We start from the raw sequence: 22,129 nt of genomic DNA, 5'->3' as shown, positions 1-22,129 counted from the left end.
TTTGGTATCTGTAAACGCTGCCAATGTGGAATGTAACTTTATAACATTATGAAAAGTGCGTTTATAACTCTACTTATGCTGGTGAGCGCGGCGGCCTGCGCGCATCCTCATAGCTTTATCGAGATGAAAACCGAACTGCTCGCCGAGGGTGATACCTTTACCGGGCTAAAGATGAACTGGACGATGGACGAAATAACTTCCGCCGATCTGCTCTACGATGCGGGCGATGCGAAGCCTGGCAGCGAGGTGTGGAAAAAACTGGCGGCGGAGGTGATGGCGAACGTTCTGGGCCAGCATTACTTCACCGAAGTCTGGCACAACGGGCAGCGTGTAAAATTTCTTAACCTGCCAAAAGCCTATAGCCTGGCGCGCAGCGGCAACAAAGCCGTGCTGGAATTTATCCTGCCGCTGGCCGATCCGCCGCAGCTAGCCGGCCAGCGTTTTGAGATGCTGACGTTCGATCCGACCTATTTCGTGGACATGACCTATAGCGATGCGCGCGCGCTCAGCTTACCGCCTTCGCTACAGGCGCGCTGTGCGTTTGCGCTGCAAACGCCTGAGCCCGACAGCGGGCTGAAACAGTATGCTCTGTCGCTGGATAAAGCCGATGCGCCGCCGGAGCAGATGGATTTAGGACGCCAGTTCGCGCAAAAGGTTACGCTGACATGTCACTGATGCTCTCTACCACCCGAAACCGTCGCGTCCTGTCTTTGTGGCTGCTGGCTGCCGCGCTGACGGGGGCGGCATGCGCGCTGTGGCTGCACTGGCCGCAAATGTTACTGCAAAGCGCGCTCTGGCAAAAAGCGCTGCATCAGCAGATGACGCAGCTGTTGCAGCAGGTAAAAGCCGAGCCGGATCAGGCGGGCGGCATGCTGGTGCTGTTTAGTCTGGCGTATGGCGTGCTGCATGCGCTGGGTCCGGGCCACGGCAAGGTGGTGATCGCGACCTTTCTCGCCACGCATCCGACGCGCCTTAAAACCAGCCTCCGTCTGACGCTGCTGGCTTCGCTGTTGCAGGGCGGGGTGGCGATTGGGCTGGTTACGCTGATGCTGGTGCTGCTGCAAACCTCTGCGCGTCAGTTGCATCTCAGCAGCGACTGGCTGGAGAAGGCGAGCTATCTGCTGGTGACGGCGCTGGGCGTGTGGCTTAGCGGCCGGTCGCTGAAAGCGCTCTGGCAGCGCCTGCGGCCGCCTCCGGCCATGCGCATTCATGCTGTACGCGCGTGTCATCAGCACCATGCGCGCTGCGGCTGCGGACATGCGCACCTGCCCGACGCGCAACAGGTCGCCGACGCGGTAAGCGTTAAAACCCAGCTACTGCTGGTGGCGTCAATGGGACTGCGTCCCTGTTCCGGCGCGATAATGATGCTGCTGTTTTCTCGCGTTATCGGCGTGTATCTGTGGGGCGTTTTATCAGCGGCGGTGATGGCCCTCGGCACGGCGTTAACCATTTCCGCTATCGGTTTGCTGGTGCAGCGCTTTCGGGCGCTGGCGCAGCGTCTCGGACGCGACAGCCGCGCGGCCCCGTCGCTGGTAATGCCTTTGCTGGCGCTGCTCGGCAGTCTGGCGCTGGTCGCGACGGGCATACTGTTATGGCAGAGCGGTATCTCTGACGCTGGCGGCGGCATACGCCCATTCAGGTAAAACTTTATTCGGCCAGAAATAAAAAATTATCTTCTGGCCTTGCTATTTTCGGCTTTGTTTATCTCTCTTTTTTACGCTTCGTTAAGCCAAATATATGAATGATCTCTGTGGTGAAACCTATTTTCTCGTCTACGCTAAATAACAACAACTGAATGTCTCTTTTTAATTATATTGATTATTTAACGTTGTCTGTTGCGAGGAGAACCACCATGCATGAAACCCGGATTAATAATGGCACAACAGAAACCATTACCGAAACGCACGCGGGATTACCATTGAAACGTATTTCCTGGAGTGCCGTATTCGCTGGCGTAATTGGCGCGCTGATTGTGCATATTCTACTCACACTGCTCGGAACGGCGATTGGCGCGACCAGCATCGATCCGCAGCAGGAACAAAACCCTCTACAGCATCTTGGCACGGGCGCTTTAGTCTGGACTGGGCTGAGCATGTTAATCGCTATGGCCGTGGGTAGCTATCTGGCTGGCCGTCTGGCGCAGCGTGAAGGCGCACTGCACGGTTTGCTGATGTTTGGTCTGAGCACCTTATTTACTATCTGGCTGGCCGTCTCTCTGGCCAGCAGCCTGATCGGCGGCGCATTCAATATTATTGGCGCAGGTTTTCAGGCGGTAGGCAGCGGTATTTCTGCGGCGGCGCCGACAGTCACGGATTATGCCAAACAGAAACTCCAGGAAAATAATATCAACCTTGATGATTTGCAAAATGAATTGCAAACCACGCTGCGACAGACGGGCAAGCCGGAATTGCAGCCGGAAAATTTACAGCAGGACGTAAATAGCGAAGCGAATAATGCCGAGAACCAGGCGAAAAATACCGCGCAGAATCCCCAGAATGCCGACAATGATATTACCAACTGGGTTCGCGGCGTGCTGAATCGCCATTCCGACACTTTGCAGGCGGCTGACCGTGACGCGCTGAAAAATATCATTAAAGCGCGCACCGGTAAGAGCGATCAGGAAGTCGAGCAGATCGTTAGCCAGACGGAGCAGAGCTATCAGCAGGCGGTACAGCAGTACCAGCAGCTGAAACAGCAGGCAGAGCAGAAAGCGCGCGAAGCGGCCGATCAGGCTGCGGCCGCCACTGCTAAAGCGAGCTGGTACGCCTTCTTTATGCTGCTGATTGAAGCTGTGCTGGCAGCGGTGATGGGACGCGTTGGTCGTCGTACTCAACCGCGTCAGGTTCTGAGCCACGAACGTCGTTAAGATCGATAAAGCAATAAGTAAAAAGGCGGCTGAAAAGCCGCCTTTATTTTTGTCTGCGCGCCAGGTTCAGCACAGAGGAGAGAGAAGCGCATCCCAGGCCGGAACCGGTCAGAGGCTAATGCAGCGCGCGGGCCAGGCAATCCGTCGGGACTGTGGCTGCCTGCCGGCGGGATTATCGCTTATCAGCACGTCGCCACGCATTCAAAAGAGGGCGGCGACGCCGGCCTCTTTTACGCTTAGCGCTTCAGCGCTTCGCTCAGCTCGTCACGCATAGATGAAAGCAGCGCTTTCACCACGCGCGGGTTGCCCGCCACGATGTTGCCGGAGTGCATATAGCCATGACCGCCGGTAAAGTCGGTTACCAGACCGCCTGCTTCGCGCACCAGCAGTTCGCCCGCGGCGAAATCCCACGGCTTCAGACCAATTTCAAAATAGCCGTCCACGCGACCGGCGGCGACATAGGCCAGATCCAGCGCGGCGGAGCCGGTGCGGCGGAAGTCGGCGCACTGGGTAAACAGTTTTGCCACTACGTTGATAAAGGCAGGCGCATGCTGTTTGGTTTTGAACGGGAAGCCGGTCGCCAGAATGGTGCCGTCGAGATCGCGCGCAGTGCTGCCGCGCAGACGATAACCGTTAAGCTGCGCGCCCTGACCGCGAACGGCGGTAAAGAGTTCGTTGCGCATTGGATCGTAAACCACCGCCACTTCGGTGCGGCCTTTGATGCGCACGGCGATAGAAACAGAGAAATGAGGCAGACGTTTGATAAAGTTGGTGGTGCCATCCAGCGGATCGATAACCCATTGAACATCCTGATCGTCGCCAGCCAGTTCACCACTCTCTTCAGTAATGATGGTGTGCTGCGGGTAGGATTTGCGAATCACTTCGATAATCAGTCGTTCTGCATCACGGTCAACATTGGTTACAAAGTCGTTGCTGCCTTTCTGGCTGGCTTCGACCGCGTCCGGGGTTTCATAATTCTTGGCAATCAGGTTTCCGGCCTTGCGCGCAGCGCGCACGGCGATGTTGAGCATCGGATGCATCGGTATCTCTCACTGGATGTTAAAGAACGGGAAAAACGGCGCGGAGTATAGCAGCGCGTTCTTTAAATGTCTCGACTTATGTTAGCATGCTGACCATCATTTCCTGACTGATGCCAATCTATGCTGCAAAATATTCGAATTGTGCTGGTTGAAACGTCTCACACCGGCAACATGGGTTCCGTCGCCCGCGCGATGAAAACGATGGGTCTGAGCAACCTTTACCTGGTTAACCCGCTGGTCAAGCCTGACTCGCAGGCTATCTCGCTGGCTGCGGGCGCCAGCGACGTTATCGGCGACGCAAAAATCGTCGATACGCTCGACGACGCGATCGCCGGCTGTAGCCTGGTGGTCGGCACCAGCGCCCGTTCGCGCTCGCTGCCCTGGCCTATGCTCGACGCTCGCGAATGCGGCGTAAAAAGCGTGGAAGAGGGCCAGCAGGCGCCGGTTGCGCTGGTATTTGGCCGCGAGCGCGTCGGTCTGACCAACGAAGAGCTGCAAAAATGCCACTACCACGTCGCCATTCAGGCCAACCCGGAGTACAGCTCGCTTAATCTGGCGATGGCGGTGCAGATTATCGCCTATGAAGTGCGCATGGCATGGCTGGCCGCGCAGGAGAAGGCGCAGCCTGCGCCGGAATATGCCGAATCACCTTATCCGCTGGTGGACGATCTTGAGCGCTTCTATCAGCACATGGAACAGATGATGCTGACCAGCGGCTTTATTCGCGAAGGCAATCCGGGCCAGGTGATGAGCAAGCTGCGTCGTCTCTACACTCGCGCCCGTCCGGAACGCGACGAGCTGAATATTCTGCGCGGCATGCTGGCGTCGTTTGAAAAGCGCAAAGGCGAAAAAGAGTAGTTGAGTAAATTACTCGGTTAAATAGTTGACCAAAATACTCAGGAATGGCAGACTCCGGCTATCTTCTGCTAATCCTCCGATAACCGGACGCTATTGAGGTAGTACGCTATGAGACTGACATCCAAAGGACGTTACGCCGTTACCGCTATGCTGGACGTTGCCCTGCATTCCCATGAAGGGCCGGTTCCGCTGGCTGATATTTCCGAGCGTCAGGGCATTTCGCTCTCCTATCTGGAACAGTTATTCTCGCGTTTGCGCAAGCATGGCCTGGTGGCCAGCGTGCGTGGTCCAGGCGGCGGCTATCTGCTGGGTAAAGAATCAAGCGCTATTGCCGTGGGCGAGGTCATTACCGCGGTCGATGAGTCGGTTGACGCGACGAAATGCCAGGGCAAAGAGGGCTGCCAGGGCGGCGAGCGTTGTCTGACGCACGTGCTGTGGCGCGATCTCAGCGTGCGCATCAGCGAGTTCCTGAACAATATTACGCTGGCCGAGCTGGTGAATAACCAGGAAATTCTCGACGTTGCCGATCGTCAGAATGCCCAGGACAATCGCCGTTTCCAGAACAAGCGCGTTCAGGAAATCAACGTCAATCTGCGCGCCTCGTAATCCCCTTTCCTGCGGCCCTTACTGCTAACGCGGTCAGGGCCGAATCTGCTATAAAGACGTATGATTTTTGATACGGAGCTTTAGCGCAATGAAATTACCGATTTACCTGGATTATGCCGCGACGACCCCGGCCGATCCGCGCGTGGCCAGCAAGATGATGCAGTTCCTGACGCTGGACGGCACCTTCGGTAATCCGGCTTCCCGCTCGCACCGCTTCGGCTGGCAGGCTGAAGAAGCGGTCGACGTTGCGCGTAATCAGGTGGCGGAGCTGGTCAATGCCGACCCGCGTGAAATCATCTTCACCTCTGGCGCCACCGAATCCGACAACCTCGCCCTCAAAGGGGCCGCCCATGCCCAGCGCGCGCGCGGCAAACACATCATTACCAGTCAGACCGAACATAAAGCGGTGCTCGACAGCTGCAGGCAGCTTGAGAGCGAGGGCTTTACGCTGACGTATCTGACGCCGCCCGCTAACGGCATTATCACTGTGGATGCGGTGCGCGACGCGCTGCGCGACGACACCATTCTGGTGTCGCTGATGCAGGTGAATAACGAAACGGGCGTGATTCAGGATATTGCCGCCATCGGCGAGCTGTGCCGCGCACGCAACATTCTTTTCCACGTCGATGCGACGCAGAGCGTGGGCAAGCTGCCGATCGATCTCGGCGAGCTGAAGGTGGATCTGATGTCTTTTTCCGCCCACAAACTCTACGGGCCGAAAGGCATTGGCGCGCTCTACGTGCGGCGTAAACCCGGCGTTAAGATCGACGCGCAGATGCACGGCGGCGGCCATGAGCGCGGCATGCGTTCCGGCACGCTGCCGGTGCATCAGATTGTCGGCATGGGCGAGGCTTTCCAGCTGGCCCGCGAGGCGCGTGAAAGCGAGATGGCGCGCCTCTCGACGCTGCGCAACCGCCTGTGGCAGGGCGTGAGCGTTCTGGAGGGCGTCCAGCTCAACGGCGATCTGGCGCAGAGCGCGCCCAACATCCTTAACGTCAGTTTCGCTGGCGTGGATGGCGAGTCTCTGATCATGGCGTTGAAAGATCTGGCGCTCTCTTCTGGCTCGGCCTGTACCTCCGCCAGCATGGAGCCTTCCTATGTGCTGCGCGCTATGGGACTGGATGAGGCGCTGGCGCACAGCTCGCTGCGTTTCTCGCTTGGCCGTTTCACCACTCAGGAAGAGATCGACTACGCCATTGCGCTGGTGAAAAAGGTGGTAACCCGCCTGCGCGCGCCGACGCCCGCCTCACGTTAATGCCTGCGCCGTGACCGACTATAAACCGGGAACGGCGCGCCTCCGGCCGGATCTGCTGGCGTCACCCGACAATATCTGTTATCAGGTCTGACGATTAACCGCTAAAGCCTGCGCTTCTGGCTGGATGATACTTATAACGCATACGGAGTTTCGCGATGACAACACAACCCATGACTATTACGCTGAGCCACCAGCCCGCGGATGCGCGCTGGGGCGAAAAAGCGATTCTGACCAGCAACGACAGCGGTATGACAATTCACCTGAACGGCGCGGATGTGCTTAACACCATCCAGCGCGCGGCGCGCAAGATCGACGCTCAGGGGATTCGTCAGGTCGCGCTGATCGGCGAAGGCTGGGATCTTGAGCCGTGCTGGGCCTTCTGGCAGGGCTACCGCAGTGCGAAAGGGCAGCGCAACGTGGCCTGGCCCACGCTGAATGAGCAGGATCAGGCGGAATTTTCCCGTCGCCTGCGCATCATTGACTGGGTGCGCGACACCATTAACCTGCCAGCGGAAGAGCTGGGTCCTGAGGATTTAGCGCACAGCGCTATCGATCTTATTACTGAAGTCGGCGGCGAGGCGGTTAGCTATCGCGTTACGCGCGGCGACGATCTGCGCGAGCAGGGCTATCTCGGCCTTCACACCGTCGGGCGCGGCTCCAGCCGTCCACCGGTGCTGCTGGCGCTGGATTACAATCCGACCGGAGACGACAGCGCACCGGTGTATGCCTGTCTGGTCGGCAAAGGCATTACCTTTGATACCGGCGGCTACAGCCTGAAGCAGAGCGCTTTTATGGACTCCATGAAGTCCGACATGGGCGGCGCGGCCACCGTCACCGGCGCGCTGGCGCTGGCGATTTCACGCGGTCTGAAGCAGCGCGTTAAGCTGTTTCTCTGCTGCGCGGACAACATGGTCAGCGGAAACGCGTTCCGCCTGGGCGACATCATTCGCTACCGCAACGGCAAATCCGTCGAGGTTATGAATACCGATGCGGAAGGGCGTCTGGTGCTGGCCGATGGTCTGATTGACGCCAGCGAGCAGCAGCCGACCCTGCTGATTGATGCGGCTACGCTGACCGGCGCGGCAAAAACCGCGCTGGGCAATGACTATCACGCGCTCTTTACCTTCGACGACGTGCTGGCGCAGTCGCTGATGGGCAGCGCCACCAGCGAAAACGAGCCGTTCTGGCGTTTGCCGCTGGCGGAGTTCCATCGCAGCCATCTGCCGTCTAACTTTGCCGATCTCAATAATATCGCCAGCGCGGCGCACGCAGCGGGCGCAAGCAGCGCGGCGGCGTTTCTGTCGCACTTCGTTACGCGCTATCAGGAGGGCTGGCTGCATATTGACTGTTCGGCGACCTACCGCAAAAGCGCGGTGGATCAGTGGGCGGCTGGCGCAACCGGCATCGGCGTGCGTACCCTGGCGAATCTGCTGCTTAAATAAAGGACCGGGCGACGGCGCGGGCCGTCGCTGACTGAGAAAGGCAAACTATGAACCGTCTTGAAGAGGTGCTGAAGCTGGCGGCCACCGAACCGGCGCACCGACCTGAATTTTTTCAGCTGCTGTTGGCCGCCGACGTCTGGGTGCCGGGCGAGAGCACGGAAACGCAATTCGCCGCAGACACGCCGGTCGATTTGCAGCACTGGGAAAAAGAAGATGGCCGCAGCGTCATTCCGTTTTTTACCTCGCAGGAGGCGATGAGCGAGGCGATCGCGGGCGAGCAGGCTTATCTGCGGCTGCCGGTCCGCACGCTGTTTGAGATGACGCGCGGCGAAACGCTGTTTCTTAATCCTAAACTGCCTGCCGGCAAAGAGTTCTCCCCGGCGGAGATCGCCCATTTGCTAGGCGAAGAGGGCAATGCGCTGAGCCAGCAAACCGTGCTGGAAGGCGGCCATGCGCTGCTGCTGTCAGAGGTGGCCGCGCCGCCTGCGCAGATGATCGACTCGCTGACGCAGCTGTTCAGCAAATATAAGCAGGTGCGCCGCGCCTTTATCGCCAGCATCCGTGAAAGCGCGGATCAGCAGCCGAACCTGCTGATCGGCATTGAGGCGGAAAGCGATATCGAAGCGATTATTCAGGCCGCCGGTAGCGTGGCGATGGATACGCTGGCGGATGACGCGCCAGTGGACGTCTGCGAAGTGGTGGCGGATGAGAAGGGCATCAGCCACTTCTTTACCGCCCATATCACGCCATTCTACGAACGGCGCTGGGGCAGCTTTCTGCGCGACTTTAAAGGCAGCCCGCGCATTATCTGAATCGGGTGCGGCGCTCTGCCGCCCCTTTCACGGCTTTTCGATCGGCAGATCGTCCCGACTGCCCCATTCTCCCCATGAACCGTCATAGAGCGTTACGTTGCGCGCGCCGAGCGCGGTCAGCGCCAGGATCACCACCGCCGCCGTTACGCCGGATCCGCAGCTCGCCACCACCGGCTCATCCAGCCTGACGCCCGCGCGGGCGAAAATCGCGCGCAGCTCAGCTTCGGGTTTTAAGGTCCCGTTGGCCACCAGATCGTTCCAGGGCACGTTAAGGCTGTGGGGAATATGCCCGCGATGCAGGCCTGGGCGCGGCTCATCCACCTCGGCCTTGAAGCGGTTCGCCGCGCGCGCATCAACGATCTGGGCGCCGCCCTCATGGCTGATCAACAGCACGTCAGTCAGACGTTTGACCTGCGTCTCGTCGTAGATCGCGTCAAATTCGCCCTCCGGCTGCGTCACCGGGCCGGTCGCCAGCGGCAGACCCGCGGCTTTCCAGCCCTGCAACCCGCCAGACAGAATCGACACCTGCTCTACGCCGAAGGCGCGCAGCATCCACCAGGCGCGCGGCGCAGAAAAGAGGCTGCCCTCGTCATACACCACCAGATGTTTCTCGCTGTGAACGCCCAGCTCGCGCATCGCCACGGCGAAGCGTTCGGCGCGCGGCATCATATGTGGATAAGGGCTGCTGTGATCGGAAAGCGCTTCAATATCGAAGAACGGCGCGTCCGGCAGGTGGCCTGCCAGATATTCTGCCGTGATGTCGCGCACGGCCTCCTGGCCTGGCGGCAGCATGCGGGCATCCAGCACCTGCACGCTCTCCTCGGCGTAGTGTTCATGTAACCAGTCAGCGGAGACAAATATGGCTGTCATAGCAACCTCTTCTTATCATCGGGAAAGGCTCAGTGTCGGGGAATGTGCGCGCTATCTCAAGGGCGGCATTGCTAAAATGGTGGGTTTGCGGTGAAATTGCGCAGCGAAATTAACTCTTCTGTAACTGGTGAGGGATCTACCATGGCAAGAGCAGTAAAACGTCTGCTGCGCGGCATGTTGCTGGGCGCGGCGCTGCTGAGCGGCGCAACGGGCGCGCTCAGCGCTGAAACGCCGGCGGCAACGCAACAGGCTGCAAAGGCGCTCACCATCATCGATTTTTCAGAGCTTCAGCTGGACGGCGCGGCCGCGCTGGTGCTCACTTTTAACACCCCGCTTGACGATAAACAGGATTTTGCCGCGCGCGTAAAGCTGCTCGACGACAAGAGCGGCAAGGTGGACGGCGGCTGGGAGCTGGCGCAGAACGGCAAATCGCTGCGTTTTCGTCACCCGGAGCCGTCGCGCAAGCTGACGGTCAGCGTCGACGCCGGGCTGCGCGCCGCCAGCGGCGCAACCCTGTCTGCGCCTTTTAGCCAGTCGCTGACCACGCGCGATATTCAGCCGATGGTGGGCTTCGCCAGCCGTGGATCGCTGCTGCCGCTGCGTCTGACCCAGGGCCTTCCGGTGCTGGCGCTTAACGTTGCGCGCGTCGACGTCGATTTTTTCCGCGTAAAAAATAGCGCGATGAATGATTTTCTCGCCCAGTGGAACTACGGCAACAATCTGGCGTACTGGTCATCGCGCGAGCTGCTTAACAACGCCGATCTGGTCTATAGCGGGCGTTTCGATCTTAATCCGGCGCGCAACACCCGTGAAAAATTGCAGTTGCCGCTGGATGAGGTTGCTCAGCTGAAACAGCCGGGCGTCTATCTGGCGGTGATGAAACAGGCGGGAACCTACCAGTACACGCTGCCCGCTACGCTCTTTACCCTGAGCGATATTGGGCTGTCGCTCCACCGTTTCCCTGACGAGATGACGCTCTTTACGCAAAGCCTGGCCAGTGGCGCGCCGCTCTCTGACGTTAAGGTGCAGCTGCTGGACGAGAAGGGGCGGACGCTCGCCAGCGGCATCAGCGATAGCAACGGCTACCTGCGCCTGGCCGCTCAGGCGAAAGGTAAGCTGCTGCTCGCTACGCAAAAAGAACAGACGTCGCTGATCGACCTCAACCTTCCTGCGCTGGATCTGGCTGAATTTCCCATCGCCGGTCCGCAGGGCTACGACAAGCAGCTATTCGTTTTCGGTCCGCGCACGCTCTATCGTCCTGGCGAAACAGTTATCGTCAACGCGCTGCTCCGCGACGCCGACGGCAAGCCTCTGCCCGCGCAGCCCCTTAAGGCTGAGGTAGTGCAGCCCAACGGCGAAGTAACCCAGACCTTTGTCTGGCAGCCGGAAAACGGTTTTTACCAGCAGCGATTTCCGCTGCCCTCTTCGGCGATGACCGGGGACTGGACGCTGCGCCTCAATAGCGGCGACAGCCAGCCGCGCAGCTGGACATTCCACGTTGAAGATTTTCTGCCGGAGCGTATGGCCCTGAGGTTGCAAAACAGCGCCGCGCCGCTGTCGCCGGATGCCGACGTCGTATTCTCTGTTGAGGGCCGCTATCTCTACGGCGCGCCTGCGGCGGGCAACGAACTCCAGGGACAGCTGATGCTGCGACCGGCGCGCGAAGCGGTCGCCGCGCTGCCAGGCTATCAGTTCGGCGACATCATGGAAGAGGATGTTAAGCGTAATCTGGATGATATTGACGACACGCTCGACAGCGACGGCAGGCTCCAGCTAACGGTAGAGAGCGAGTGGGCGCAGACGCATTCGCCGCTGAATCTGATCTTTCAGGCAAGCCTGCTGGAGACCGGCGGCCGACCGGTTACGCGTCGCGTCGCCCAGGCGATCTGGCCCGCGCCTGCGCTGCCCGGCATCCGTCCGCTGTTTAAAAGCGAGTCGGTGTATGACGACCGCTACGATCGCTATACCCAACAGCCCACGGTGCCGGAAAACAGCGTAGCCGACTTCGATATTGTCTACGCCAACAGCAAAGGCGATAAGCTGGCCGCGCAGGATCTGGCGGTGCGTTTGATCCGCGAGCGGCGTGACTACTACTGGAGTTTCTCTGACAGCGAAGGCTGGCAGATGCGTCATGACGAGAAAGATCTGCAAGAGGACGAGCAGCGCATCACGCTAGAGGCGGGACAGAGCCGGAAGGTGAGCTTTCCGGTGGAATGGGGATCCTACCGGCTGGAAGTTCAGGCCGGCGATAAGATCGTCTCAAGCGTTCGCTTTCGCGCGGGCTACTGGTGGGAAGACAACACCAACGGCACCGGCGCGCTGCGGCCCGATCAGGTAAAGCTCAAACTCGACAAAGCGGCCTATCAGCCCGGCGACACGGCCCATATTCAGGTGGAATCCCCGGCGGCGGGTAAAGGCTATTTGATGGTGGAGTCGAGCAGCGGCACGCTGTGGTGGCAGCCGATCAGCGTTCCCGCAGGCGGCCTCGCCCTGGATGTCCCGCTGGATGCGAGCTGGAAGCGGCACGATCTCTACCTTAGCGCGATTGTGGTTCGCGACGGCGACAAAGCCAGCGGCACGACGCCGAAGCGCGCCGTCGGTCTGCTGCATCTGCCGATGGCAACCGATGCGCGGCGCATTGATCTTACGCTGGACGCGCCGCTAAAAACGCGTCCGGAACAGACGCTGAAGGTAAAGGTAAAAGCCAGCGCCGTCGGCGGCAAACTGCCTGCGCAGATCCAGCTGCTGCTGTCGGCGGTGGATAGCGGCGTACTGAGCATTAACGACTATAAAACTCCCGATCCCTGGGAAGGATTCTTTGGCCGTAAGCGCTACAACGCCGATCAGTATGACGTATTTGGTCAGCTGATTGAGGGCGGAGGTCGGCTGGCGGCGCTGCGCTTCGGCGGAGATGGCGAGGATGCCGGTTCGCGCGGCGGCAGAAAACCCCTGACTGAGGTCAACATTGTGGCGCAGCAGCTTCAGCCGGTCACGCTGGATACAAACGGGGAGGGCACGCTGGAGCTGCCGATCCCGCAGTTTAACGGCGAACTGCGGCTGATGGCGCAGGCGTGGAGCGCCGACAGTTTCGGCGTGGCTGAACGCAACGTCGTGGTGGCCGCGCCGCTGATCAGCGAGCTGGCGACCCCGCGCTTTATGGCGAGCGGCGATCGGGCGCTGCTGGCGCTCGACCTGACCAATCTCACCGATCAACCCCAGTCTCTGAAGGTCAGCGTGCAGGCGCAAGGCCCGATCGCCCTGAGCGGCGACGCATCGCATCAGGTTAATCTGGCAAAAGGCGCGCGCGCCACGCTGCGTATTCCGGTAAAAGCGCAGGGCGGTTTTGGCGAGGGCGCAGTGCAGGTGCGGGTAGCCGGGCTGGCTGTCGCAGGCGAAGCGCTGCCCGACAGCCAGCGCAGCTGGAAGATTGGCGTGCGTCCGGCGTATCCGGCGCAAACGCTGAGCGTCGACGGCGAAATAGCGGCCGGGCAGAACTGGCAGGTGGCGGCCAGCGCCTTCAGCGGGTTGCAGCCAGAGACGCTCAGCGGTCAGCTGTCGCTCAGCAACCAGCCGCCGCTCAACATCGCCCGCTATATCAGCGAGCTTTACGCGTATCCCTATGGTTGTCTGGAGCAGACCGCCAGCGGCATCTGGCCGTCGGTTTTCACTAATCACGCGCAGCTTACGGCGATGGGCATTAAAACCAGCAGCGATGAGGCGCGCCGTGCCGCGGTGGACACCGGCATTGCGCGTCTGGCGGGCATGCAGCGCGGCAACGGCAGCTTTGGCTTATGGAGCAAAGAGAGCGAAGAGGAGTTCTGGCTTACCGCCTACGTCACCGATTTCCTGCTGCGCGCCAGCGAGGCGGGCTACAGCGTGCCGCAGGAGGTTATCCCTCGCGCCGCTGAGCGCCTGCTGCGCTACCTGCAAGATCCGGCGCAGATTGAAACGCGCTGGAGCAGCGACGAAGAGGCTTTACGCTTTAGCGTGCAGGCTTATGCGGGTATGGTGCTGGCGCGTCAGCAGCAGGCCCCGCTGGGCGCGCTGCGCGCGCTCTATGAAAAGCGCGACAAAGCGAAGTCGGGCCTGGCGCTGGTGCAGCTCGGCGTGGCGCTGAAGCTGATGGGCGATCCGCAGCGCGCTCAGCTGGCGCTGGCGCAGGGCGTAAGCCTGACGCGTCACTCCTCCGACTGGCTGGGCGACTACGGCAGCCCGTTACGCGATCGGGCGCTGATCCTGTCGCTGCTGGCGGAAAATCAGCTGATGCCTGAACTTCAGAGCGCGCTGATGATCGATCTGGCGAAAGAGGCGCGCGGACAGCGCTGGTTCTCCACGCAGGAAAACAACGCGCTGTTTCTGGCGGGCCGCACGTTGCAGCAGCATCAGGGCGAGGTCTGGCAGGCGTCGCTGGCAGGCGAAACGCAGTCGCTGCAAGGACGTGGGCTGCTTACCCTGGGAGTGAGCGAAAACCTGCTTCAGCGTGGCGTGACGCTGACGAACAATAGTCAGACCACGCTGTATGGCGCGCTGAACGTGACCGGCTATCCGCTCGCTGCGCCGTCGCCGATGCACAATGTGCTGGACATCACCCGCGACTACTTCACGCTCGACGGTAAGCCTGCGGATCTCAACAATCTCAGCAGCGGTCAGCTGCTGGTGGTCCGGCTGAAAGTCTCCGCCAGCAAACGCGTCAGCGATGCGCTGGTGGTGGATCTGCTGCCTGCCGGGCTGGAGCTGGAAAACCAGAACCTTAGCGACAGCAGCGCCAGCCTCGGCGACAGCGCCGATGCGTTAAAAGAGAGCATGATGGATATGCAGCAGGCGGACATTCGGCACATCGAATTTCGCGACGATCGTTTCGTCGCGGCGCTGGCGTTAAGCGGCTACAAAACAGAAACGCTGCTCTATCTGGCGCGCGCGGTGACGCCAGGCAGCTACCGTATGCCGCCGCCGCAGGTGGAATCGATGTACGTACCTGAGTGGCGCGCCGTAGGCGTAACGCCAGAAACACTCAGTGTGCGCTAAGTCATGAGTCTGACAGGCTGGAAAAAGCGGTGGCACTGGCCGCCGCTTGTTTTTTTAGCGCTGGCGCTGGGGCTGCTGGGGCTGGATCGGCTGTTTCCGCTGCCGCTGCGAGAGGTGCAGCCGGCGCGCGTGGTAGTGGCGGAAGATGGCACGCCGCTGTGGCGCTTTGCCGACAGGCAGGGCGTCTGGCGCTATCCGGTGACGCTGGATGAGGTCGCCCCGGCGTATCTTGAGGCGCTGCTTAACTACGAGGATCGCTGGTTCTGGCGTCATCCCGGCATTAATCCCGTCGCTATCCTGCGCGCGGCGGGGCAAAACCTGCGCGATGGCGCCATTGTTTCGGGCGGCAGCACGCTCACCATGCAGGTGGCGCGCCTGCTCGATCCTCAGCCGCGCACGCTGCGCGGCAAAGTCGTGCAGGCATGGCGCGCGCTTCAGCTGGAGTGGCATCTGTCAAAGCGTGACATCCTGACGCTGTATCTTAACCGCGCCCCTTTTGGCGGCACGGTGCAGGGCGTCGGCGCGGCAAGCTGGATCTGGCTCGGCAAACCGCCGTCGCAGCTGACGAAAGGCGAGGCCGCGCTGCTGGCGGTGCTGCCGCAGGCTCCCAGCCGCCTGCGGCCGGATCGCTGGCCGCAGCGCGCCGAAGCCGCGCGCAATAAGGTGCTGCGACGGCTGGCGGCGAATCACGTCTGGTCGGCGCAGGAGGTCAACGACATTCTTCAGGAGCCGGTCTGGCTGCCGCCGCGTCAGATGCCTCAGACTGCGCCGCTGCTGTCGCGTCGCCTGCTCTCTCTCTCGAAACAAAATAAAATCGTCTCGACGCTGGATGTGTCGCTACAGCGCGAACTGGAGAATTTTGCCGGGGCGCTTAAACCGCAGCTGCCGCCGCGCACCTCGCTGGCGGTGCTGGTGGTCGATCACAGCAGTATGAAAGTGCGCGGCTATGTTGGCTCGGCGGACTTCCGCGACGACAGCCGGTTCGGCCAGGTTGATATGATCGCCAGCGTCCGCTCGCCGGGATCGCTGCTGAAACCCTTTATCTACGGTATGGCGCTGGATGACGGCCTGATCCTCGGCGAATCGCTGTTGCAGGACGTGCCGCGCCGCTTCGGCGATTATCGCCCCGGTAATTTTGACAGCGGTTTCCACGGCCCGGTCAGCGCCAGCGAGGCGCTGAAGCGATCGCTTAATCTGCCCGCCGTGCAGCTGCTGGACGCGCTGGGACCGAAAAGCGTCACGGCGCGGCTGCGCAACACGGGCCTGCATTTGCGCTTCCCGCCGGGAAGCGAACCCAATCTGTCCCTGGCGCTGGGCGGAACCGGCGCGCGGATGGATGAGCTGGTGGCGGCCTACAGCGCTTTCGCCCGTCAGGGCAGCGCCGCGCAGCTGCGCTGGCTGGCGGATCAGCCGCTGCGACAGCGCGCTTTGCTGTCGCCGGGCGCGGCCTGGATTGTGCGGCGCATGATGGCGGGCGACGCCCAGCCGCCGGCCAGCGGCGCGGTAAAGGATATTGTGCCGCTGGCGTGGAAAACCGGTACCAGCTATGGCTACCGCGACGCCTGGGCAATAGGGATTACGCCGCGCTATCTTATTGGCGTCTGGGTAGGCCGACCCGACGCGACGCCGGTTGCCGGTCAGTTCGGCTTCGCCTCGGCGGTGCCGGTGATGAATCAGGTGGCCAGTTTGCTGATCGGCCATATGCCCGTCAGCGGCACTCCGCGCGATCCGCGTCCCGCGACGGTCAGCGCGAGAAGTATCTGCTGGCCGGGCGGTCAGCCGCTGCCCGCGGGCGATGAAAACTGCCGCCAGCGTCGTCAAAGCTGGGTGCTGAATCAGACCTTACCGCCAACGCTGCTCGCGCCGGGGCAGGAGGGCGTTAACGGTTTGCGGCTGCGCGGCTGGCTTAATCCGCAGGGATTGCGCGTGGCGGCAGACTGTCCCGGCGCGCAAAGTCATGAATGGCTGTTGTGGCCACTACCGCTGGAACCCTGGCTACCGCAGGCCGAGCGGCGCGCGCAGCGTCTGCCGCCGGTTGATGCCGCCTGTCCGCCGCTGCGTCAGGGGAACGCGGCGCCGCTGGTGATCACCGGCGTAACAGAAGGGCAACGCCTTCAGCCTGTGCCGGGCAAAGCGGTGCTGGTTTTATCGGTGGCGGTGCAGGGCGGGCAGGGCGGGCGTCGCTGGTGGTTTTTAAACGGGGAGCCGGTCGAGCAGGACGTCGACAATGATCGCGCGCAGTTAGTGCTGCGCGATGCCGGGCGCTATCAGCTGGTGGTGATGGATGAAGCCGGGCAGCTAAGCACGATTGCGTTTACCCGCAGCTGAATTTGCTCTGATGCACATTTTTTGCCTGCCTGCACCGATGAAAATCAATAATTTTCCATAAATCATGCGTTAGCCAATAGGCAACGCCCGTCGATCTCCCTATAATCGGCGCGTTTTCTTACCGGGAGCGGGTTCCCGGTTTCTTCAGGATGCTAAAGACAGAGGTCAACATGGCAATCGAACGTACCTTCTCCATCATTAAACCTAACGCCGTTGCTAAAAACGTAATTGGCGCCATCTACAACCGTTTTGAAAGCGCAGGCTTCAAAATCGTGGGCGCTAAAATGCTGCATCTGAGCAAAGAGCAGGCAGAAGGTTTCTACGCTGAGCACCAGGGCAAACCGTTCTTCGACGGCCTGGTTGAGTTCATGACTTCTGGTCCGGTTGTGGTATCTGTACTGGAAGGCGAAAATGCCGTTCAGCGTCACCGCGATCTGATGGGCGCAACCAACCCGGCGAACGCGCTGGCCGGCACCCTGCGCGCTGACTACGCAGACAGCTTTACTGAAAACGCGACCCACGGTTCTGACTCTGCTGAGTCTGCCGCGCGTGAAATCGCCTACTTCTTCGGCGAAAACGAGATCTGCCCGCGCACCCGTTAATGGGCTGACGCCAGCCGGATCGCGCGCTTTACAAATTTCTACGTAATGCGCCGACGTCTACCCTGGCAACATACCGCAGATGTTGTACAATGTTGCGCCCTTGTTGAGCTAGCCTCGGCAAGGGCGTATTTTTTTCTATCCTTAACCAGAGCCATAACGTGTAATAACGAGGCCAGAGAACATTATGTCCGAACAGATTGTGACGCCGTCGTCCGCTTCCCCCCTGGTTGTCGCCCCTAAAAGCGAAAAAATTAACCTGCTGGATCTTAACCGTCAGCAGATGCGTGAACTCTTTCTCTCAATGGGCGAAAAGCCTTTCCGCGCCGATCAGGTCATGAAGTGGATGTATCACTACTGCTGCGATGATTTCGAGCAGATGACCGACATTAATAAGGTGCTGCGCGCGAAGCTGAGCCAGATCGCGGAAATCCGCGCGCCGGAAGTGGCGGAAGAGATGCGCTCCAGCGACGGCACCATTAAATGGGCGATTCGCGTTGGCGACCAGCTGGTCGAAACCGTTTATATTCCGGAAGACGATCGCGCCACGCTCTGCGTGTCGTCGCAGGTGGGCTGCGCGCTGGAGTGTAAGTTCTGTTCGACGGCGCAGCAGGGCTTTAACCGCAACCTGCGCGTGTCTGAGATCATTGGTCAGGTGTGGCGCGCGGCGAAAATTATCGGCGCGGCTAAAGTCACTGGCCAGCGTCCTATCACCAACGTGGTGATGATGGGCATGGGCGAACCGCTGCTCAATCTCAATAACGTGGTGCCGGCAATGGAAATCATGCTGGATGATTTCGGTTTCGGCCTGTCTAAACGTCGCGTGACGCTGTCAACCTCAGGCGTCGTGCCTGCGCTGGACAAGCTGGGCGATATGATTGACGTCGCTCTGGCCATTTCGCTGCACGCGCCGAACGACAAGCTGCGCGATGACATCGTGCCGATTAACAAGAAGTACAATATTGAGATGTTCCTTGGCGCGGTGAAGCGCTATCTGGCGAAATCGAATGCCAATCAGGGACGCGTCACTATCGAGTATGTGATGCTGGACCATGTCAATGACAGCACGGACGATGCGCATGAGCTGGCGGCGCTGCTGAAAGATACGCCGAGCAAAATCAACCTGATTCCGTGGAACCCCTTCCCCGGCGCGCCTTATGGCCGCAGCTCCAACAGCCGGGTTGACCGATTCGCTAAAGTGTTGATGGAATACGGATTTACCACGATCGTGCGTAAAACGCGCGGTGACGACATCGATGCCGCCTGTGGTCAGCTGGCGGGTGAAGTGATCGACCGCACCCGACGCACGATGCGTAAAAAAATGGCAGGCGAAGCCATATCTGTGAAGGCGCTCTGAAACAGGGCATCGCAACGTTTTACCTGGTCGTGATGCATGGCAGGCTGCTGCTATGCAATAGTAATAAATGGCATGACCAGGAGAAATGATGGGTAAAGGATTACCGGCCAGTTTACTGGCGCTGATTGTTGTAACCGGTTGTGTCAGCCGCAACCCGTATTCGGGAGCGGCGGAGACGCGTCTGGCGCTGGGAATGCACTATCTGGCGGCTGGCGATGTTGCCGCCGCGAGCCGCAATCTGCGCCGGGCCGAGGCCGCCGCGCCGCGCGACTACCGTATGCCGCTGGCGCTGGCGCGACTGGCTGAAAAACAGGGCAATCGCGCCGAGGCCGCGCGTCTCTATCAGCGGGCGCAGCAGCTGGCGCCGACAAACGGCTATATTGCTAACAATTACGGTGCGTTTCTTTGCGCTTTAGGGCAGTATGACGAAGCGCATCAACAGTTTAAGCGGGCGATGGATGCGTCGGAAAGCGAGGCCCGCACCGATGCGTGGGAGCTGTCAGGATATTGTTATCTTCAGGCAGACGATGCGCAGGCCGCGCGAGCGGCGCTCAGCCAGGCGCTTGCAGCGAATCGCGCGAAAGGCGAGGCGCTGCTGGATGAGGCGGAAAAACAGCGTGTACTCTATCCGGCGCGTGCTTTACTGTTAACTGAGCTTTATCAGCAATATCTGCCTGCTACGGCGCGCAGCTTAGAGTTACAGATACGTTTCGCCGCGCAACAGGGAAACGCTGCTGACGTTACACGTTATGGCGACCGGTTGGCGCGAAGTTTTCCACAATCGATACAGTACCAGCGTTATTTAGCTAATGAATACTGAAGCCACTCAAGACAACTCTGTAGTACATTCCACAGGTGAACGCCTGCGTCTGGCCCGTGAGAAAATGGGGCTGACTCAGCAAAACGTGGCTGAACGCCTCTGCCTGAAACTCTCTACCGTACGTGATATCGAAGAGGACAAATCGCCTGCCGATCTGGCGTCGACCTTTTTGCGTGGATACATTCGCTCCTATGCGCGTCTGGTGCACATTCCGGAAGAGGAACTGCTGCCGATGATGGCGAAGCAGACGCCGGTGCGCGCGGCAAAAATCGAGCCGATGCAGCACTTCTCGCTCGGTAAGCGCCGCAAAAAACGCGACGGCTGGTTAATGATTTTTACCTGGCTGGTGCTGTTTGTGGTGGTGGGTCTGACCGGCGCATGGTGGTGGCAAAATCATAAAGCCTCCCAGGACGATCTGGTCTCTATGGCCGATCAAAACGGCAGCAGCGGCGACAATAGTCAGTCAATTCCGCTGGACGGCGGCAGTAATGACGCCAGCGACGGATCCGCCGCGCCTGCCGCGCCGGATGAGACCAACAGCCCGGCGGCCAGCGCGGAAGCGCCTGCCGCCAGCCAGCCATCCAGCGCCGCCGCTCCGGCGCAAAGCGCTGACAGCAGCGCCGCGCCAGCCGCAACCTCGACCAGCAACGGTAATGCGGTGGTGTCACCGAGCCAGGCGCCGGTTGATAACGCCGCCAGCCCGTCAGCCACAGCGGGTCAGCTGCCAACCAGCGGCGCTGCCGTTGGCGAAGCGGCGGCCGATCCCAATACCATCGTAATGAACTTTAACGCTGACTGCTGGCTGGAGGTGTCTGACGCCACCGGTAAGAAACTGTTCAGCGGAATGCAACGCAGCGGTGGTAAACTCAGCCTGTCCGGAACCGCGCCCTATCGTCTGAAAATTGGCGCACCGGCGGCGGTACAGGTGCAATATCAGAACCAGCCAGTTGATTTAAGTCGATTTATCCGTAATAACCAGGTTGCTCGCCTGACGTTGGGTGCGCAATAACGCTGCATCGCGCCCAGGGCAATTGTGGAGAAAGAATATGCATAACGAAGCACCCATAATCCGTCGTAAATCAACCCGGATTTATGTCGGCAAGGTGCCTGTCGGCGACGGCGCGCCTATCGCCGTCCAGTCGATGACCAATACCCGCACAACCGATGTGGAAGCCACGGTTAACCAGATTAAAGCGCTTGAGCGCGTCGGCGTGGATATTGTTCGCGTCTCTGTGCCAACCATGGACGCCGCGGAAGCCTTTAAGCTCATCAAGCAGCGCGTGAACGTGCCGCTGGTGGCTGACATTCACTTTGACTATCGCATCGCGCTCAAGGTCGCCGAATACGGCGTCGACTGCCTGCGTATCAATCCAGGCAATATCGGCAACAACGAACGTATCCGCCAGGTCGTGGACTGCGCGCGCGATCACAATATTCCGATCCGTATCGGCGTCAATGCCGGTTCGCTGGAAAAAGATTTGCAGGAAAAATATGGCGAGCCGACGCCGCAGGCGCTGCTGGAATCGGCTATGCGTCACGTCGATCACCTCGATCGCCTTAACTTCGACCAGTTCAAAGTCAGCGTAAAAGCTTCAGACGTTTTTCTGGCCGTAGAATCCTATCGCCTGCTGGCGAAGCAGATCGATCAGCCGCTGCACCTCGGCATCACCGAAGCGGGCGGCGCGCGCGCGGGCGCGGTGAAATCGGCCATTGGTCTCGGCCTGCTGCTGTCTGAAGGGATTGGCGATACGCTGCGCATCTCGCTGGCAGCCGATCCGGTCGAAGAGGTCAAAGTGGGCTTTGATATTTTGAAGTCGCTGCGCATTCGCTCGCGCGGCATCAACTTTATCGCCTGCCCGACCTGCTCACGCCAGGAGTTCGACGTCATCGGCACGGTAAATGCGCTTGAGCAGCGTCTGGAAGACATTATTACGCCAATGGACGTCTCTATCATCGGCTGCGTAGTAAATGGTCCCGGCGAAGCCACGGTATCGACGCTGGGCGTCACCGGCGGCAACAAAAAAAGCGGCTTTTACGAAGATGGCGTGCGTCAGCGCGACCGTCTCGATAACGACGATATGATCGACCAGCTTGAGGCACGCATTCGCGCTAAGGCGACCATGTTGGATGAAAATCGACGTATCAACGTACAGCAGCTGGAAAACTAAGCGTCAGCGCGCCCAGCGCGACTTTGTTTAATGAACCTGTGCGGTTTCATCCTCATAAGGTATGATGCCGGACAGGTTTTTTT

At 60.0% G+C, this 22,129-nt stretch carries 17 protein-coding genes; 15 read left to right on the top strand and 2 right to left on the bottom strand.

All coding sequences use genetic code 11. The annotated features are described in order from the left end of the window. Positions 1–48 precede the first annotated feature (48 nt). From BBB56_RS08385 to BBB56_RS08375, 3 genes are all read left to right on the top strand, one after another. Positions 49–675 carry a DUF1007 family protein gene (locus BBB56_RS08385; RefSeq protein WP_123800502.1) on the top strand — a complete coding sequence of 209 codons (627 nt, stop codon included), beginning with the start codon at positions 49–51 and terminating at the stop codon, positions 673–675. Next, positions 666–1,643 (top strand): nickel/cobalt transporter, encoded by a 978-nt coding sequence (locus tag BBB56_RS08380; RefSeq protein ID WP_123800501.1) that lies wholly within the window; start codon positions 666–668, stop codon positions 1,641–1,643. The genes BBB56_RS08385 and BBB56_RS08380 overlap by 10 nt, the downstream gene beginning before the upstream one ends. 209 nt (positions 1,644–1,852) lie before the next feature. Beyond that, a complete protein-coding gene (locus BBB56_RS08375) occupies positions 1,853–2,866 on the top strand; it encodes an MFS transporter (protein WP_123800500.1) in 1,014 nt (337 codons plus the stop codon). 236 nt (positions 2,867–3,102) lie between these two features. Here BBB56_RS08375 and suhB read toward each other — a convergent pair whose 3' ends face one another. Then, positions 3,103–3,906, bottom strand: a complete 804-nt coding sequence (gene suhB, locus BBB56_RS08370; RefSeq protein ID WP_123800499.1) for an inositol-1-monophosphatase — start codon at positions 3,904–3,906, stop codon at positions 3,103–3,105. 120 nt (positions 3,907–4,026) lie between these two features. Here suhB and trmJ point away from each other — a divergent pair, with 120 nt between their 5' ends. From trmJ to sseB, 5 genes are all read left to right on the top strand, one after another. Further along, positions 4,027–4,764, top strand: coding sequence for a tRNA (cytosine(32)/uridine(32)-2'-O)-methyltransferase TrmJ (trmJ, locus tag BBB56_RS08365; protein ID WP_123800498.1), 738 nt, complete (start codon positions 4,027–4,029; stop codon positions 4,762–4,764). A 108-nt stretch (positions 4,765–4,872) separates the two neighbouring features. Then, on the top strand, positions 4,873–5,370 hold the full coding sequence (iscR, locus tag BBB56_RS08360) for a Fe-S cluster assembly transcriptional regulator IscR (RefSeq protein ID WP_123800497.1): 498 nt from the start codon (positions 4,873–4,875) through the stop codon (positions 5,368–5,370). 88 nt (positions 5,371–5,458) lie between these two features. Beyond that, a complete protein-coding gene (locus BBB56_RS08355; protein ID WP_123800496.1) occupies positions 5,459–6,625 on the top strand; it encodes an IscS subfamily cysteine desulfurase in 1,167 nt (388 codons plus the stop codon). A 155-nt stretch (positions 6,626–6,780) separates the two neighbouring features. Then, on the top strand, positions 6,781–8,067 hold the full coding sequence (gene pepB, locus BBB56_RS08350) for an aminopeptidase PepB (protein WP_123800495.1): 1,287 nt from the start codon (positions 6,781–6,783) through the stop codon (positions 8,065–8,067). 47 nt (positions 8,068–8,114) lie between these two features. After that, complete coding sequence (gene sseB, locus BBB56_RS08345; RefSeq protein WP_123800494.1) at positions 8,115–8,879, top strand: enhanced serine sensitivity protein SseB; 765 nt, start codon at positions 8,115–8,117, stop codon at positions 8,877–8,879. A 27-nt stretch (positions 8,880–8,906) separates the two neighbouring features. Here the strand turns inward: sseB and sseA are convergent, their stop codons facing one another. Then, complete coding sequence (gene sseA, locus BBB56_RS08340; protein ID WP_123800493.1) at positions 8,907–9,749, bottom strand: 3-mercaptopyruvate sulfurtransferase; 843 nt, start codon at positions 9,747–9,749, stop codon at positions 8,907–8,909. A gap of 141 nt (positions 9,750–9,890) precedes the next feature. On the opposite strand from sseA, the gene BBB56_RS08335 reads away from it, so the two are divergent. From BBB56_RS08335 to ispG, 7 genes are all read left to right on the top strand, one after another. Then, the gene (locus BBB56_RS08335) at positions 9,891–14,774 is read left to right on the top strand and encodes an alpha-2-macroglobulin family protein (protein WP_123800492.1); all 4,884 of its coding nucleotides are present in this window, start codon (positions 9,891–9,893) and stop codon (positions 14,772–14,774) included. 3 nt (positions 14,775–14,777) lie between these two features. Then, the gene (gene pbpC, locus BBB56_RS08330; protein WP_123800491.1) at positions 14,778–17,102 is read left to right on the top strand and encodes a peptidoglycan glycosyltransferase PbpC; all 2,325 of its coding nucleotides are present in this window, start codon (positions 14,778–14,780) and stop codon (positions 17,100–17,102) included. Between the two features lie 170 nt (positions 17,103–17,272). Then, on the top strand, positions 17,273–17,704 hold the full coding sequence (gene ndk / locus BBB56_RS08325; protein ID WP_123800490.1) for a nucleoside-diphosphate kinase: 432 nt from the start codon (positions 17,273–17,275) through the stop codon (positions 17,702–17,704). A 184-nt stretch (positions 17,705–17,888) separates the two neighbouring features. Further along, the gene (gene rlmN, locus BBB56_RS08320; RefSeq protein WP_123800489.1) at positions 17,889–19,058 is read left to right on the top strand and encodes a dual-specificity RNA methyltransferase RlmN; all 1,170 of its coding nucleotides are present in this window, start codon (positions 17,889–17,891) and stop codon (positions 19,056–19,058) included. Positions 19,059–19,146: 88 nt separating this feature from the next. Next, the gene (pilW, locus tag BBB56_RS08315; protein WP_123800577.1) at positions 19,147–19,878 is read left to right on the top strand and encodes a type IV pilus biogenesis/stability protein PilW; all 732 of its coding nucleotides are present in this window, start codon (positions 19,147–19,149) and stop codon (positions 19,876–19,878) included. Then, positions 19,868–20,887 carry a cytoskeleton protein RodZ gene (gene rodZ, locus BBB56_RS08310; RefSeq protein WP_123800488.1) on the top strand — a complete coding sequence of 340 codons (1,020 nt, stop codon included), beginning with the start codon at positions 19,868–19,870 and terminating at the stop codon, positions 20,885–20,887. The genes pilW and rodZ overlap by 11 nt, the downstream gene beginning before the upstream one ends. A 37-nt stretch (positions 20,888–20,924) precedes the next feature. Beyond that, complete coding sequence (gene ispG, locus BBB56_RS08305; RefSeq protein ID WP_123800487.1) at positions 20,925–22,046, top strand: flavodoxin-dependent (E)-4-hydroxy-3-methylbut-2-enyl-diphosphate synthase; 1,122 nt, start codon at positions 20,925–20,927, stop codon at positions 22,044–22,046. Positions 22,047–22,129 lie beyond the last annotated feature (83 nt).

The sequence above is a fragment of the Candidatus Pantoea deserta genome (genome assembly GCF_003813865.1).
Classification (GTDB): Bacteria; Pseudomonadota; Gammaproteobacteria; order Enterobacterales; family Enterobacteriaceae; genus Pantoea; species Pantoea deserta.
Note: the sequence above shows the minus strand (reverse complement) of the source record. Positions and strands in the feature narration are given on the sequence as shown.

Bases quoted from the DNA above. Each gene is read 5' to 3' on its own strand.
- ispG (WP_123800487.1), top strand. From the start codon at position 20,925: ATGCATAACGAAGCACCCATAATCCGTCGTAAATCAACCCGGATTTAT.
- suhB (WP_123800499.1), bottom strand. From the start codon at position 3,906: ATGCATCCGATGCTCAACATCGCCGTGCGCGCTGCGCGCAAGGCCGGA.
- ndk (WP_123800490.1), top strand. From the start codon at position 17,273: ATGGCAATCGAACGTACCTTCTCCATCATTAAACCTAACGCCGTTGCT.
- BBB56_RS08385 (WP_123800502.1), top strand. From the start codon at position 49: ATGAAAAGTGCGTTTATAACTCTACTTATGCTGGTGAGCGCGGCGGCC.
- BBB56_RS08380 (WP_123800501.1), top strand. From the start codon at position 666: ATGTCACTGATGCTCTCTACCACCCGAAACCGTCGCGTCCTGTCTTTG.
- iscR (WP_123800497.1), top strand. From the start codon at position 4,873: ATGAGACTGACATCCAAAGGACGTTACGCCGTTACCGCTATGCTGGAC.
- pbpC (WP_123800491.1), top strand. From the start codon at position 14,778: ATGAGTCTGACAGGCTGGAAAAAGCGGTGGCACTGGCCGCCGCTTGTT.
- BBB56_RS08355 (WP_123800496.1), top strand. From the start codon at position 5,459: ATGAAATTACCGATTTACCTGGATTATGCCGCGACGACCCCGGCCGAT.
- trmJ (WP_123800498.1), top strand. From the start codon at position 4,027: ATGCTGCAAAATATTCGAATTGTGCTGGTTGAAACGTCTCACACCGGC.
- BBB56_RS08375 (WP_123800500.1), top strand. From the start codon at position 1,853: ATGCATGAAACCCGGATTAATAATGGCACAACAGAAACCATTACCGAA.
- sseA (WP_123800493.1), bottom strand. From the start codon at position 9,749: ATGACAGCCATATTTGTCTCCGCTGACTGGTTACATGAACACTACGCC.
- pepB (WP_123800495.1), top strand. From the start codon at position 6,781: ATGACAACACAACCCATGACTATTACGCTGAGCCACCAGCCCGCGGAT.
- pilW (WP_123800577.1), top strand. From the start codon at position 19,147: ATGGGTAAAGGATTACCGGCCAGTTTACTGGCGCTGATTGTTGTAACC.
- rlmN (WP_123800489.1), top strand. From the start codon at position 17,889: ATGTCCGAACAGATTGTGACGCCGTCGTCCGCTTCCCCCCTGGTTGTC.
- sseB (WP_123800494.1), top strand. From the start codon at position 8,115: ATGAACCGTCTTGAAGAGGTGCTGAAGCTGGCGGCCACCGAACCGGCG.
- BBB56_RS08335 (WP_123800492.1), top strand. From the start codon at position 9,891: ATGGCAAGAGCAGTAAAACGTCTGCTGCGCGGCATGTTGCTGGGCGCG.
- rodZ (WP_123800488.1), top strand. From the start codon at position 19,868: ATGAATACTGAAGCCACTCAAGACAACTCTGTAGTACATTCCACAGGT.